This is a genomic window from Allorhizobium sp. DMC15, assembly GCF_056314065.1.
Genome location: NZ_JBQUZB010000007.1, coordinates 112096 through 124619, shown reverse-complemented (window position 1 = coordinate 124619; position 12524 = coordinate 112096). Strand labels below are relative to the sequence as shown.

12 protein-coding genes are annotated in these 12524 nt (G+C 58.4%); 6 read left to right on the top strand and 6 right to left on the bottom strand.

The features are described 5' to 3' along the window. The first annotated feature begins 162 nt into the window (after nt 1-162). A complete protein-coding gene (locus tag ACT53S_RS22705; RefSeq protein WP_476068727.1) occupies nt 163-573 on the top strand; it encodes a hypothetical protein in 411 nt (136 codons plus the stop codon). Between the two features lie 9 nt (nt 574-582). Beyond that, on the top strand, nt 583-1005 hold the full coding sequence (locus ACT53S_RS22700; protein WP_476068726.1) for a hypothetical protein: 423 nt from the start codon (nt 583-585) through the stop codon (nt 1003-1005). 24 nt (nt 1006-1029) lie between these two features. Here ACT53S_RS22700 and ACT53S_RS22695 read toward each other — a convergent pair whose 3' ends face one another. From ACT53S_RS22695 to ACT53S_RS22685, 3 genes are all read right to left on the bottom strand, one after another. Continuing rightward, a complete protein-coding gene (locus ACT53S_RS22695; protein WP_476068725.1) occupies nt 1030-1311 on the bottom strand; it encodes a hypothetical protein in 282 nt (93 codons plus the stop codon). Nucleotides 1312-1727: 416 nt separating this feature from the next. Further along, a complete protein-coding gene (dmeF, locus tag ACT53S_RS22690) occupies nt 1728-2681 on the bottom strand; it encodes a CDF family Co(II)/Ni(II) efflux transporter DmeF (RefSeq protein ID WP_476068724.1) in 954 nt (317 codons plus the stop codon). After that, nucleotides 2678-2956, bottom strand: a complete 279-nt coding sequence (locus ACT53S_RS22685) for a metal/formaldehyde-sensitive transcriptional repressor (RefSeq protein WP_476068723.1) — start codon at nt 2954-2956, stop codon at nt 2678-2680. The genes dmeF and ACT53S_RS22685 overlap by 4 nt, the downstream gene beginning before the upstream one ends. Nucleotides 2957-3534: 578 nt before the next feature. Here ACT53S_RS22685 and ACT53S_RS22680 point away from each other — a divergent pair. The 4 genes from ACT53S_RS22680 to nirK all read left to right on the top strand — a co-directional run bounded on the left by ACT53S_RS22680 (nt 3535) and on the right by nirK (nt 9086). Then, on the top strand, nt 3535-4983 hold the full coding sequence (locus ACT53S_RS22680; protein WP_476068763.1) for a multicopper oxidase family protein: 1449 nt from the start codon (nt 3535-3537) through the stop codon (nt 4981-4983). Between the two features lie 11 nt (nt 4984-4994). Beyond that, on the top strand, nt 4995-7202 hold the full coding sequence (locus ACT53S_RS22675; RefSeq protein ID WP_476068722.1) for a copper-transporting P-type ATPase: 2208 nt from the start codon (nt 4995-4997) through the stop codon (nt 7200-7202). Then, complete coding sequence (locus ACT53S_RS22670) at nt 7199-7384, top strand: DUF2933 domain-containing protein (RefSeq protein WP_476068720.1); 186 nt, start codon at nt 7199-7201, stop codon at nt 7382-7384. Before ACT53S_RS22675 ends, ACT53S_RS22670 begins: the two co-directional genes overlap by 4 nt. Before the next feature lie 628 nt (nt 7385-8012). Then, complete coding sequence (gene nirK, locus ACT53S_RS22665; protein ID WP_476068718.1) at nt 8013-9086, top strand: copper-containing nitrite reductase; 1074 nt, start codon at nt 8013-8015, stop codon at nt 9084-9086. A 59-nt stretch (nt 9087-9145) separates the two neighbouring features. Here the strand turns inward: nirK and ACT53S_RS22660 are convergent, their stop codons facing one another. The 3 genes from ACT53S_RS22660 to ACT53S_RS22650 form a co-directional block, all read right to left on the bottom strand. Further along, the gene (locus ACT53S_RS22660) at nt 9146-9478 is read right to left on the bottom strand and encodes a four-helix bundle copper-binding protein (RefSeq protein WP_476068716.1); all 333 of its coding nucleotides are present in this window, start codon (nt 9476-9478) and stop codon (nt 9146-9148) included. Beyond that, nucleotides 9478-9942, bottom strand: a complete 465-nt coding sequence (gene copM, locus ACT53S_RS22655; RefSeq protein WP_476068714.1) for a CopM family metallochaperone — start codon at nt 9940-9942, stop codon at nt 9478-9480. The genes ACT53S_RS22660 and copM overlap by 1 nt, the downstream gene beginning before the upstream one ends. Nucleotides 9943-11497: 1555 nt before the next feature. Next, nucleotides 11498-12208, bottom strand: a complete 711-nt coding sequence (locus ACT53S_RS22650; RefSeq protein WP_476068712.1) for a response regulator — start codon at nt 12206-12208, stop codon at nt 11498-11500. Between the last annotated feature and the right edge of the window lie 316 nt (nt 12209-12524).

Here is a 12524-nt window from a genome sequence, read left to right as displayed (position 1 = left end):
TTTGCCGTAGCCGGTCTCGCGGCTCTTGCCATGTCTCCGGCGTCTGCCAAGGCCGAGGATGCCTCATGGGGTTGCCAGATTCTTTTGTGCGCAGCCTCGCAAAGCCCGTCCTGGCATGGCGTCCCCTACTGCGTTCCCCCGATGAAAAGGCTCATATCGGCTATGGCGAAGCCCGGCTTCTCCTGGCCAATTTGCCATGAAGCTAAAGCCGGAAAACCCGGCTTCGAACCTTACGAGGAATGCCCTGCCGGCATGACCGCCGTTTCCTCCCGCACCGATGGGGATCGGTCGTTCTTGGGCCGAGACGACAAGGATCAGTGCACGAAGACCGTCAACCAGTGCAGCAACCGTGCCGCCTTCCGTACCCAATTTGGTGACAGCCAAGAAAACGAGCGCAAGGGTGTTACGATCCGGCAGATCAACGAGAACAACGACAATGATGTTTTCAACCGAGACAATGGTTGCATGGTGCAGATCACTCAGCCTCGCCCTCGCCGCGCCGATCCTTATTATTTCGACATTCCGAACGATAAGGGCGTCAAGCAGCGTGCTTGGTTCAACCTGAATGACTGAGTGGATGACATGAACAGCAACATTCTCATCGTAGCCGCCGCCGGCATCGGCATTCTCGCAGGTGCAGGCGGTACTTACCTCATCATGCCGGAGCCCGAGCCGGTTGTTCGAGCTCCTACTGACGCGGAGATCGCCGCCCTCATCGCAGCCGATCCCTCCCTGATTCCCGAACCTCCGGCCCCTGTGCTCGATGTGCCGACAGAGGAAGAGGCCCTTGCCGCATACCGCAAGGCTTATGCCCGCAATCCTCTGAGAGCCGGCCGCAGTGAAGCCGATGTAACCCTTGCTTTGGGAGAGTGTGACAAGAACGCCACCGGTCCAGGCGTATCATGCGTTGCGGCCATCAAGAGGAATCCTAATGCAGCTCCTCTCGATCACGTCATCGGTTTTGCCAAGTCTGCATCCGGCGAGTGGGTTGCTACCAACTACTGATTTCAGCCAGATGCCCGTTGCTCGTCAATGGCCCGGCAGTGAGATGGAGCCTGAAAGAAGAAGCTCCATTTCCTCAGGGTTTAGGCTTCCCTTGGAGGCAATCAGATACCCTGCCACGTAAAGCATCTTCTGATCTCTCTCACCCGGATCTGACGGCGCGTGCCTGATGATTTCCATACGTGCCTTCGCTTCTTGATCCATGTTAGCGCCGCCGTCGCCGTTGATGGCCGCCAGGTAGACGGCTCGGTGACGTTCAACCTTCACGGACAATGGCTCGTTGGGTTGCAGCTCAAGCTTTTCTGTCATCTTTCCCTCTCCACAAGCGCAAGCGATCACTCCTTGACCTCCCGAAATCGAAGGGAGGGCAGGAGCTCCGCTCCTGCTCCCGAGCTCGTGCGGAACAGCTGGAGAGAGGGGGACAAGCGCTAAACCGGAGGGGGATCACCCATCCGGAGGACCGAGACGGATTTCATGGAAATGCGGCCGGTGCTGCAGGCCGCAGGCCGAAGCATGGGGAGACCGGTTTAGTGCTTTTGGGGGAGAGAGGGCAGAGCGCCTTTCTTCCTTGGCAGTGCGTTGAATCAAGTCGCCTGTCGGCCCAAACGGTCATTGGAGGCAGAATGCCGGGAGGGCAGCTTGGCCCCGTCATTTCGGTCGTTCGCTTTCAACTTTATCAGCACGAAAGCCGACGTCCTGAGGATATTCGATCGCTGCGCCTTTGTCTAAGCTGCCTGCACTTCGACCGTGACGTGGGAGAGATCATGAATAGAGGAAAGTTTTGCTTTGTAGGCGGCCACGGTGAGCGGTGCCGGGGACCGGACAGAGACGATGGCGCCATGATGTCCTGGGCCAAGCTGCCAGACATGAAGATCGACAATTTCGTCACCGTCGCCTTCGATGATGTCCCGGATTTCTTGTGGCAGGTCCTCATGCGGCGGAAGGTAGTCAAGCAGGACAGCGCCCGTATCCCGCATCAACCCCCACGACCAGCGCGCAATGACCAAGCCCCCGACGATCCCCATAGCTGGGTCCATCCAGTTCCAGCCGTAAAGGCTTCCGAGAATGAGCGCCGCAATGGCAAGGACGGATGTTAAAGCGTCTGCGAGGACGTGAAGATAGGCAGCACGGAGATTGTTGTCGGTGGCAGCGTCATGATGGTGCCCATGGTTATCGTGATCGTGGGCGTGATAATGGTCATGTCCGTGGTGGTGATGCGTGTGATCGTCGCGCAGAAGCCACGCACAGAGCAGATTCACGCCGAGGCCAACCACCGCCACCGTGATCGCCTGCGGGAAATCGATTGCCACCGGACTATAGAGGCGCATCAAGCTCTCCCAGCCGATTAACAGAGCAATCAGCGCTAGGACCACAGCACTGCCGAATGCCGCAAGGTCACCAAGCTTGCCTGTGCCAAAGGTGAACCTGGGGTTACGCGCATTCTTGCGCGCGAACATGTAGGCAAGGGCTGCAATCAGCATTGCGGCCGCATGCGTTGACATGTGCCAACCGTCGGCCACCAGCGCCATCGAGCCGTAGAGCGAGCCGGCAGCGATCTCGATCACCATCATGGTCGCGGTAACCATAATCACGAGCCAGGTACGGCGCTCATTGCGTGCGTGGTTGTCGCCAAGGAAGACATGGTCGTGAGGAGATTGAAGTCGCGCGCTCGTGGTCATTTCAGATAGGTCCTGATGGCATCGATGAGTTCAGCCGTGCCCCTTGCTCTAGCCTGGTCTGGATCAGTTTGAGGGTTCGAAACATGTTCCCGGATGTGATCTTCGATCAGTTCCCCGGTCAAACCTGTCACCGCACCCCGAATGGAAGCCACGAGGTTCAAGACCTCGCCGCATGGCGCATCCGCTTCGAGACACTTCTCCACGGCCTCGATTTGCCCCCGAAGACGTCGGACGCGTGCGAGAAGCTTGTCTTTGTGTTTCGTTGTGTGGCTCATAACATAGGGGGGTAACCTATATTGAGTAGTCTCGCAAGCCTGCGTCCCGAGCACTTGACCTTACCATGATAGGAAGGTGCACGCTGATTTGCGGTTGACTGAAATCAATCCGCAAGGCCTCAGAAGCTCCTATTGTGGTGTTAGCGACAGAGAGGGGACGATGAGCGGTACCGTCAGGCTATTGAAATGGGTCATGCTGACCATCGCCACCTTGGCGATGGTGTTTCTGTTCGCGCTTAGCCAGTCGCATGCCGGTCCACAGCACTGCTGGACTCGAACTGTCCATGCTGGCGGTGAAAGTAACGTTCGGACCGGCGGCTCGATTATCGTCGACCCTTTGGTCGATACCTGCTGTCAGCGTGCCTGCACCGTGTGTGTCCCGTCGTCGTCGACGATGCTGCAGATACCTGAAATATTCGTGGGCGCGCCAGTCCGTATCCGGCCGTCCTCACCGCTTCAAGGTCAGATCCCAACTCCCGGACGCCACCCCCCTCGATCTGCTGCCTGACAAAGGCGCCCAATGCGCAATATCCTGTCAACAGCAAGGTCGTCATAACGGCCGGATCGAGAGAAACATCATGTATCGCAGAGACTTTCTGAAAACGCTCGCCTTGGGTTCCGTGGCCCTGTCCCCCCTCGGCCATGCCTGGGCAAACCCAGGAGCACTAACGAACGAGCTTGTGATTGGTAAACGGACCCTGGACGTCAACGGCAAGGCCGCCTCAGTCTTCGGACTGACCGACAAGGCCGGGAACGCCGGGCTGGTCCTCAACGCGCCTTCGGACTTCGACGTTCTTCTTCGCAACGAAAGCGACGAGGAAACGCTGATCCACTGGCATGGGCTTACGCCGCCTTGGGATTTGGACGGGGTGCCGGGCAATCCGGCTGCACTGCTTCCGCCTAAGGAAAGCCGGGCCTACAAGTTTCCCTTGCCGAGAGGCGGCACCCATTGGATGCATGCCCACACGCTGCAGGAGCAGAACCTGCTCGCGGCACCGCTGATCATACGAACTGCCGATGACCTCGCCCGCGACGAGCAGGAGGTGACCGTGCTCCTGCATGATTTCTCTTTCAAGTCGCCCGAGGAGCTACTTGCCGGCCTTCAGGGCGGCGGCGGTCATGCCATGCCCTCCGGACACGGGAACATGTCCACCATGATGAACTCTCACGGTGGACATCAGATGGGCTCCGCTGAAGCTTCGGCTGCGCCTCATATGATGATGGGTATGGACCTGAACGATATCGAGTATGACGCATATCTCGCCAACGATCGGACGCTTGATGACCCCGAGATTGCCAAGGTCGAACGCGGCGGCCGCGTCAGGCTGCGCATCATCAATGGCGCGACGGCAACCGCGTTCACGATCGATACGGGCGAGATCGAGGGCGAACTGATCGCTGTCGACGGGATGGACGTCGTCCCGGTTCGTGGCCGACAGTTTCCTTTGTCGATGGGCCAGCGGGCCGATATCCGTCTGGCCTTGCCACTTGGCGAAGGCGCATATCCTATACTGGCCCTTCGGGAAGGGGCCGTCGAGCGCACTGGCGTGATCCTTGCCACCGCCTCCGCACGAGTGCACAAGCTTGAAACCACTGCGGCAGCCAAGGGCCCGGTTCTCGACCTTTCGCTGGAGCAAAGCCTTCAAGGCATCACACCACTGGCACGCCGCCCTGTCGATCGGCAGTTTGCTCTGATGCTGGGCGGCGATATGGCTACCTATCGGTGGTCCATCGATACCGACGGCCCGATCGAAGTCAGCAGCGGACAGCGGATCCGGATTTCCATGCACAACATGTCGATGATGGCCCATCCGATGCATCTGCATGGTCATCATTTCCAAGTCGCGGAAATCAACGGCAAGAACATTTCCGGTGCTATGCGTGACACTGTGATGCTGCCGCCCATGGCGCGGGTATCGATCGAGTTCGACGCAGATAATCCAGGCCGTTGGCCGCTACATTGTCATCATCTCTATCATATGGCGACGGGCATGATGACATTCGTCGACTATGGCCAGCAGGGCTGAGGGAGAGCGAGATGAACAACGCAAATCACGCGCATCACCACCACCACGGACATTCCCAAGATCCGGCAGCTTCTTCATCCAAGCCTGGTGGTCCGGGCATGGTCAACGCTCAGGTCTACACCTGCCCCATGCATCCCCAAATCCGCCAAACGGGGCCCGGCAATTGCCCCATCTGCGGAATGGCGCTTGAACCGGAAGTGGCGACGCTGGAAATGGGTCCAAGTCCAGAACTGGCGGACATGTCCAGACGGTTCTGGATTGGCTTGGTTCTCAGCATCCCGGTGCTCGCCCTGGAGATGGGCGGCCATCTGACAAACCTGCACATGCTACTGGGGCCACAGACTTCGAACTGGCTGCAGTTGGTGCTGGCGACACCTGTTGTCCTGTGGGCGGGCTGGCCCTTCTTCGAGCGCGGCTGGAAATCCTTGGTGACGCGTCATCTGAACATGTTCACGCTGATCGCGATGGGAACGGGTGCCGCCTGGATTTACAGCGTTGTCGCGACCGTTGCGCCGGGACTGTTTCCGGTCACGTTCCGCGCAGCGGGAGGTTCGGTCGCCGTCTATTTCGAGGCTGCTGCCGTCATCACGGTCCTGGTCCTGCTTGGTCAGGTTCTGGAGCTAAGGGCGCGCGAACAGACGGGCGGTGCCATCCGCGCACTTCTCGATCTGGCACCGAAGACCGCACGGCGCGTGCGCGCCGATGGTATAGATGAAGATGTCGGTCTTGACGCCGTGGCTGTTGGCGACCGCCTGCGCGTTCGACCGGGAGAGAAGGTGCCAGTTGACGGCTTGCTTCTGGAGGGCCGAAGTTCCGTCGACGAATCCATGATTACGGGTGAATCGATGCCCGTGACCAAGGATGTCGGGTCGAAGCTGATCGGCGGGACCATGAACCAGACCGGTGGTTTCGTCATGGAGGCTGGCAAGGTTGGGAGCGACACCATGCTCTCACGGATCGTCCGCATGGTCGCAGAGGCCCAACGCTCGCGCGCCCCCATCCAGCGCCTCGCCGATGAAGTCTCGGGCTGGTTCGTTCCGGTCGTCATCGGAGTGGCACTCGTCGCATTCGCTGTCTGGATGATCTACGGGCCGGAGCCTCGTTTCGCCCATGCCTTAGTGGCGGCTGTTGCCGTTCTTATCATCGCCTGCCCCTGTGCCCTGGGGCTGGCAACACCGATGTCGATCATGGTTGGCGTCGGTCGCGGAGCAAGTCTTGGCGTGTTGATCAAAAACGCAGAGGCCCTGGAGCGCTTCGAGAAGGTCGACACGCTTGTCATCGACAAGACGGGGACCCTGACGGAGGGACGGCCCAAGGTCACTGCCATCGTCCCCGTCGAAGGGGTATCCGAAGCCGAACTGCTCCGACTCGCTGCAACTATTGAGCGGGCAAGCGAACATCCGTTGGCGCTAGCGATTGTCAATGCGGCCAGTGAGCGTGGCATCGCTCTGGGAGATGCTACCGACTTTGACAGTCCTGTAGGCAAAGGCGCGACGGGCGTGGTCGAAGGCAAGCGGCTGATCCTCGGCAGCCACCGCATCATGGAGGAAGAAGGTGTCGACGTTACCGCGATGACTGCGAAGGCAGAAGAGCTTCGTAATGACGGCGCAACGGTCATCTTCACTGCCATCGACGGCCGCTTGGCAGGTTTATTTGCCATTGCCGATCCCATCAAGGCGACGACACCGGATGCGGTGAAGGCGCTCATCGATGACGGTATTCGCGTCGTCATGCTGACGGGCGACAACAAGACGACCGCTCTTGCCGTAGCGCGCCGCCTCGGCATCTCGGAGGTGGAAGCGGAGGTTCTGCCTGAGGACAAGAGCAAGATCGTCTCGCGGCTGCGCAGTGAAGGCAGGATCGTCGCCATGGCGGGCGATGGTGTGAACGATGCTCCCGCGCTTGCTGCAGCCGATGTCGGTGTCGCCATGGGCACGGGAACCGATGTTGCCATTGAGAGCGCAGGAGTCACCCTTCTGCAGGGAGACCTTCAGGGCATCGTCCGGGCACGGCAGTTGAGCCGGGCAACAATGAGCAACATCCGGCAGAACCTCTTCTTCGCCTTCATCTACAATGCGGCAGGCGTACCTGTCGCGGCAGGCGTCCTTTATCCCATCTTCGGTCTGTTGCTCTCACCGATCATCGCGGCGGCGGCAATGGCATTGTCTTCGGTCAGTGTTATCGCCAACTCTCTCAGGTTGAGGAGCATGAAGATATGACCGCCAAACGCACGCTCCTGCTGATGGGCTCATCCCTGGCCCTGATCCTGGTATTCTACATCCTTCGTGAGCACTGGGGGCACGTTCTGGGCTACGCCCCTTACCTGATCCTGTTGGCCTGCCCGCTGATGCACCTGTTTCATCGACATGGCGGTCACGGCAACAAGGATCACCTATCGTGACCTGCCAGCGGTCTGCATCGGCACTGTAGCCCTGTGGGCATTGGGCGAACGGGTCTTCGATTTGCTCGACAATCCGGCCGTCCTCGGTGCGCACATGGAAGAGCCCTCAGTCAAGATGCTGGGGGCTTCCATGACGCACAAAATCGACAATGCGGAGGGACGTGCCGTCGTCTCTGTCGTCAAAATGACGGGGCTGATACTCGGCGGGCGCTCTACGTGCAGGAAGTCGTGACAGAACGGCATCCTCCGCTCTCAAAGACGTGGGAGGCGCGCGGAACGGTGCGTCTCCCACGTCATCGGTTCCTACCATATGGGATTCAGGATCGGTCCCGCCAGATCGGGATGCAGCCTGAGCGTAAGGATCGAGTACAACCTGCCCACCCGTCTACCCGATAGGCTGCTGGGGCGCTTGCGGGGTGGGTTCTACGCCAACTGGTCGTGACGAAGATGACCGTCGGAGCGATTGCGCATTTCCGTGCCGTTCAGACGACGCGGTAACCTGGAGCCGACACCTGCAGGCCATCACGAAGATGCGAGCGAACGTTCTCTTTGCGGTATGGCAATGACGCTTCGAAGGACGCGGTGCCCAATAACGGGCAACGCAGACAATACTAGCATGACCAGAATTATGACCAGCAGAACACTCTTCCGCGCCGGCATTGCCGTCGCACTCTTGTCGGCGACGGCAATGCCGGCGCTGGCCGACGCCACCCACAATCATCCGGCGGCGAACGGGACCGCTGTCGCTCCCCTTGATATCGTACGGGCGGCGACAGACCTTGCTCCGCCACTAGGTGCGAGGGGACCGGAAACGATCAAGGTGAAGCTCGACACGGTCGAAGTTACTGGCGTCCTAGCGGACGGCGCGACCTACCACTACTTGACCTTCAACAAGAAGGTTCCGGGTCCTTTCGTTCGGGCAAGGGTCGGCGACACCGTCGAAGTTGAACTAAGCAACCTTGCCGATAGCAGTGAACGCCACAGCGTGGACTTCCATGCCGTCACGGGACCGGGAGGCGGAGCTGAGGCGACGGACGCCGCACCCGGCGAGACTAAGGGCTTCACCTTCAAAGCAATGAAGCCGGGCCTTTACGTTTACCACTGCGCTGTGCCGATGGCCGCCCACCATATTGCCAACGGGATGTACGGCCTGATCTTGGTGGAACCTGAAGCTGGCCTTCCTCCGGTCGACAGGGAATTCTACGTGATGCAAGGCGAGGTTTACACGAAACAGGCCTATGGAACCAAGGGCAAACTGACTGAGAGCCTCGACAGGCTGATGGACGAGACGCCGGAATACTATGTGTTCAACGGTGCAGCGAACGCGCTGACCGGTGACAATGCGTTGACCGCAAAGGTCGGCGAGACTGTTCGCATCTACTTCGGTGTCGGCGGCCCCAACAAGACGTCGAGCTTCCACGTCATCGGGGAAATCTTCGACAGGGCCTATCAACTGGCATCTCTGACAACCGAGCCACTGACGGATGTGCAGACCATCACCGTTCCTCCCGGCGGCGCTGCGGTGGTCGACATGACCATGGACGTTCCCGGTGAGTATGTGCTGGTGGACCACGCTCTTTCACGCGCAGCGCGTGGACTCGTGGGCAAGCTGATCGTCGAGGGGCACGAGCGGAAGGAGGTCTTCAAGGTTCAACCGGCTAGCACGGCGAAAGCCGGGAACGGCGGACACGAAACCCACTGAAATTCTATGACGGGGTAGGAAGAGGCGGGACAAGGTTCGATCCTTATCCCGCCACTTTGTTATCCGGCCATGCGCTCGCAGCTTTCAGCACACTTGCGACAGGCATCGACGCAGGCCTGCATATCGCCCAGGCGTTCACAGTCCTCGGCACACTGACGGCATATCTTAGCGCATTCACGGCAGGTGTGCTTGTGGTGCTCGGTACCCAGCAACATGAAATGCGCCGAGGTGCGGCAGATTTCGGCGCACGCCATCATGAGCTTGAAGTGCTTCGGCTCCGTATGCTCGCCACCCGTTTCCAGGCAGTGTCCCATCGCCATCGATAGGCACTCGCGGTAGCAAGCCAGGCAGTTATCGATACAGGCCTTCATCTCGGAGGACATGTGGTGCATCACTTGGCCTCCCGCTCGACCCAGGCGGTTAGTTCTTCGATCTCCTTTGTCTGGGCATCGATGATCTCCTGAGCCGTGGTTTTCATTTCTTCGTTGTCGCCGTACTTCAGTTCAACCTCAGCCATGCTGATCGCGCCTATGTGGTGGGCAATCATGCCGCAAGCAAAGGCGACGTCGGCATCCTCCTGCATCATGCCCTGCATCATATTCTGATGCATGGACATCATTCCTTCCATGGAGGCTTTCTGATGATCGCTGAGATTGGCCATCTGATCTGACCCGCTCCCTTCCATCGCCATGTGACCTCCCGTCATCGGCATACCGGGCATGGACATTTCAGACATGGGCGCGTCGCCCTTGCATTTTTCGGGGAAGGTCGGTTGCGCTGCGGCGGCCCCTGCAGAGCCCCACATGGCGCAGGATAGTGCGAGAGCTGCGGCTGTATTCTTGACAAACGTGTTCATCTTGAACTCCTGTATCTGGGTTACACTGTAATGCACTCACATGGAGCGACGTCTGGGAGGCGGATCAATCGCGGCTCCAAGGTGCAGGGGACGCTGGCAATCGACAGTGGGCCGCGGTGAGTTGAAGGGCGGGTTTGGCAGTATGAGGGGCTGTTCGGAAGGGAACACACAGCAGCTTATCTGAGTACAGCAAGCACTGTTGTTGCTATCTGTCGCTCCGTCCTGGGAACTTATCGGGACGTGGTGAACAGCCAAGTAAGTGTCGCAGTGCTGGATCGGCGCTGCGACGGCGGTGGCCTTGACGAAGATACCGATGACAATCATCGCGGCAGCTACCATCAACAGACTTGATTTGATGCCGTCCGATAGGGACATCCTTATTCCTCCGGATTGCCTGTCGTAACACCGCGCTCTTGAAAAGGTTCCGGATTCTGCCCTATGTTCCCGGTCGGCTACCATCTGTTCTCATGACAGTGAGACTGGCCAATCGCTGAACCACTGGCTGCCGAGCTTCACTGCGGACCAGAAATCCTGTCAGCCACGCCAACGCCTTAGCCCTCGGTGGACCAGGGCAACGCGCCCATTATCATTCGCCACGTCGTTGACGCTTCCAGTCCCCTCCTTTCTGCAGGTTTTCCGCCGATACCTGCAAGAGCACCGTTGGACGAACCACGATCTGTTCTTCCGTGAACCGAGTACATGTCATCGTCAGTCTCCTTCAGACGACGGCCTCGACCGAATTCTGAAGTGAGTTCAGGATCTCAGGATCTCAGGATATCTTCGGTCAAGGTCAGCACGAGAATGTCTTACACTGCTCAATATGGTGGCCGCCAAAAAGTCTGCGCCTTCATAACATCGGTGACATGCAGACCGATCTCCAAAGGTCTACTTTCCAGTCGTTTCCGTAAACACCGCCGAATGGTCCGTAAACCGCTCCGCCAACCATGACCTTTCCGCGCTCGTCACATTCTACATGGACGGTGTGAACTCCCTGGTCGATGTATTCGATCGTACCGTTACCGTCGACTTGTGTGAGGCTGATGGTGACATCGAAGTCATAGTCTAGAATACGTGAGGTCCTAAGCGAGGTCACAGTCAGACTGACGGTAACGTCACCGCGGAAGTGGGACACATGAAATGGTTGTCATTCTATCGACCCGGCCTGGACGGTGGAAACGACTATCATGAATGGAAGAATCAAAGTCATTCGATTCCACATTGATGCCTCCGAAGGCTAGCGAGATATGATGATATCACTAAATCAATGGGATGTGCAGCGGATGTTGTTCGCGGATCCGGCAAACCGGGGTGCTGCACGTTAAGCCGATGTGCAATGATTTGAAGGGAGCGCCGCCTGGTTCCCCTGCACTAGAACTTGGATGAAGTCGCCTTCGACTTAGGTGCGGTCAGCATGGAGGTGGTAAGGGGATAGGTGATCTGCGAGCCTGATATCGCGGCAGACTCTAGCGTTGTGCGAATAAATTACTAGCTATCGTCGAGCTGAGGCTTCGTCACACCAGCAGCACTGTTGATACCTTCAATCGGCAGCCACCAATCATGCACAAACGACGTGTGGGGCAAAGAGATAACCGCTGAGATGTATCGTCTTGATGAGCTCTTCGTGCCCGTCGAGCTTGCGGCGCAGACGCCTCACCTGGACGTCGATTGATCGATCACCGCCCTCGATCGCACGATCGCGCGACGCATTCAACAGGAACTCGCGACTCAGCATTCGTTGCGGCGCTTCGAGAAACGCGAGCAAAAGGTTGTATTCACCGCTCGACAGATCTACGACGACACCATTAGGTGCGGTAAGTTCGCGCTTCATCGTGTCAAGCGACCATCCGGCGAACACAAACCGTCGGATGGCGCGCTCAGCTGCGGAATTCCCAGTAATTCGGTTTCGCCGCAGCACCGCCCCAACGCATTCCAGCAAATCGCGCGGATTGAAGGCTTTCGGCAAACAGTCGTCGGCACCGGCCTCAAGACAGATCACGCGGTCGGTCTCGTCGCACGCGGCGGTGAGCATGATGATCGGCACTGAGGAGGTGCGGCGCAATTCACGACAGATTTCTAGCCCGCGCTTACCCGGGAGCAGGAGGTCAAGGACAATGAGATCGACCGAGATCCCCTCCAATATCTCGGCCATCACGAATGGGTTCCCCGCAATATGCACGTGAAACCCGTTCTCCCTTAGGAATTTGGCCACCAACATCAGTATTTGAATATCTGGTTCAACGATCAGGATTTCGGCCGGAGCATCCAATTGTGTTCTCTCCGTAGAGTTGATCAACAGTGCAGCCTCGCCGTGTATCACGGGGATGTGCTGCAGTTTGTGTCGCAAAGGTAACAGATTGTTTCAATAGAACTTGCCTCGATCGTCGTGGTCAGCAACGCATCTAAGTTGCATTCAGGCTCGAAAATGCTTCGGGCGATGCAAAGCCGATTTGCTGACAATGACCCTTACAGCGGACGCGCGGGGCGGGAGTTTTTTTCTCTGTCAAGGGAACAGGTCACCCGGTTCATCGGGAGAATTGAGAAATGCCCTAGCGGTGATAGTTGCAGCACGGACGCCGAGCGTT

Excerpts from the sequence above, each read along its gene's own strand:
- ACT53S_RS22705 (WP_476068727.1), top strand. The coding sequence starts at position 163 with ATGGCGAAGCCCGGCTTCTCCTGGCCAATTTGCCATGAAGCTAAAGCC.
- ACT53S_RS22700 (WP_476068726.1), top strand. The coding sequence starts at position 583 with ATGAACAGCAACATTCTCATCGTAGCCGCCGCCGGCATCGGCATTCTC.
- ACT53S_RS22695 (WP_476068725.1), bottom strand. The coding sequence starts at position 1,311 with ATGACAGAAAAGCTTGAGCTGCAACCCAACGAGCCATTGTCCGTGAAG.
- dmeF (WP_476068724.1), bottom strand. The coding sequence starts at position 2,681 with ATGACCACGAGCGCGCGACTTCAATCTCCTCACGACCATGTCTTCCTT.
- ACT53S_RS22685 (WP_476068723.1), bottom strand. The coding sequence starts at position 2,956 with ATGAGCCACACAACGAAACACAAAGACAAGCTTCTCGCACGCGTCCGA.
- ACT53S_RS22680 (WP_476068763.1), top strand. The coding sequence starts at position 3,535 with ATGTATCGCAGAGACTTTCTGAAAACGCTCGCCTTGGGTTCCGTGGCC.
- ACT53S_RS22675 (WP_476068722.1), top strand. The coding sequence starts at position 4,995 with ATGAACAACGCAAATCACGCGCATCACCACCACCACGGACATTCCCAA.
- ACT53S_RS22670 (WP_476068720.1), top strand. The coding sequence starts at position 7,199 with ATGACCGCCAAACGCACGCTCCTGCTGATGGGCTCATCCCTGGCCCTG.
- nirK (WP_476068718.1), top strand. The coding sequence starts at position 8,013 with ATGACCAGCAGAACACTCTTCCGCGCCGGCATTGCCGTCGCACTCTTG.
- ACT53S_RS22660 (WP_476068716.1), bottom strand. The coding sequence starts at position 9,478 with ATGCACCACATGTCCTCCGAGATGAAGGCCTGTATCGATAACTGCCTG.
- copM (WP_476068714.1), bottom strand. The coding sequence starts at position 9,942 with ATGAACACGTTTGTCAAGAATACAGCCGCAGCTCTCGCACTATCCTGC.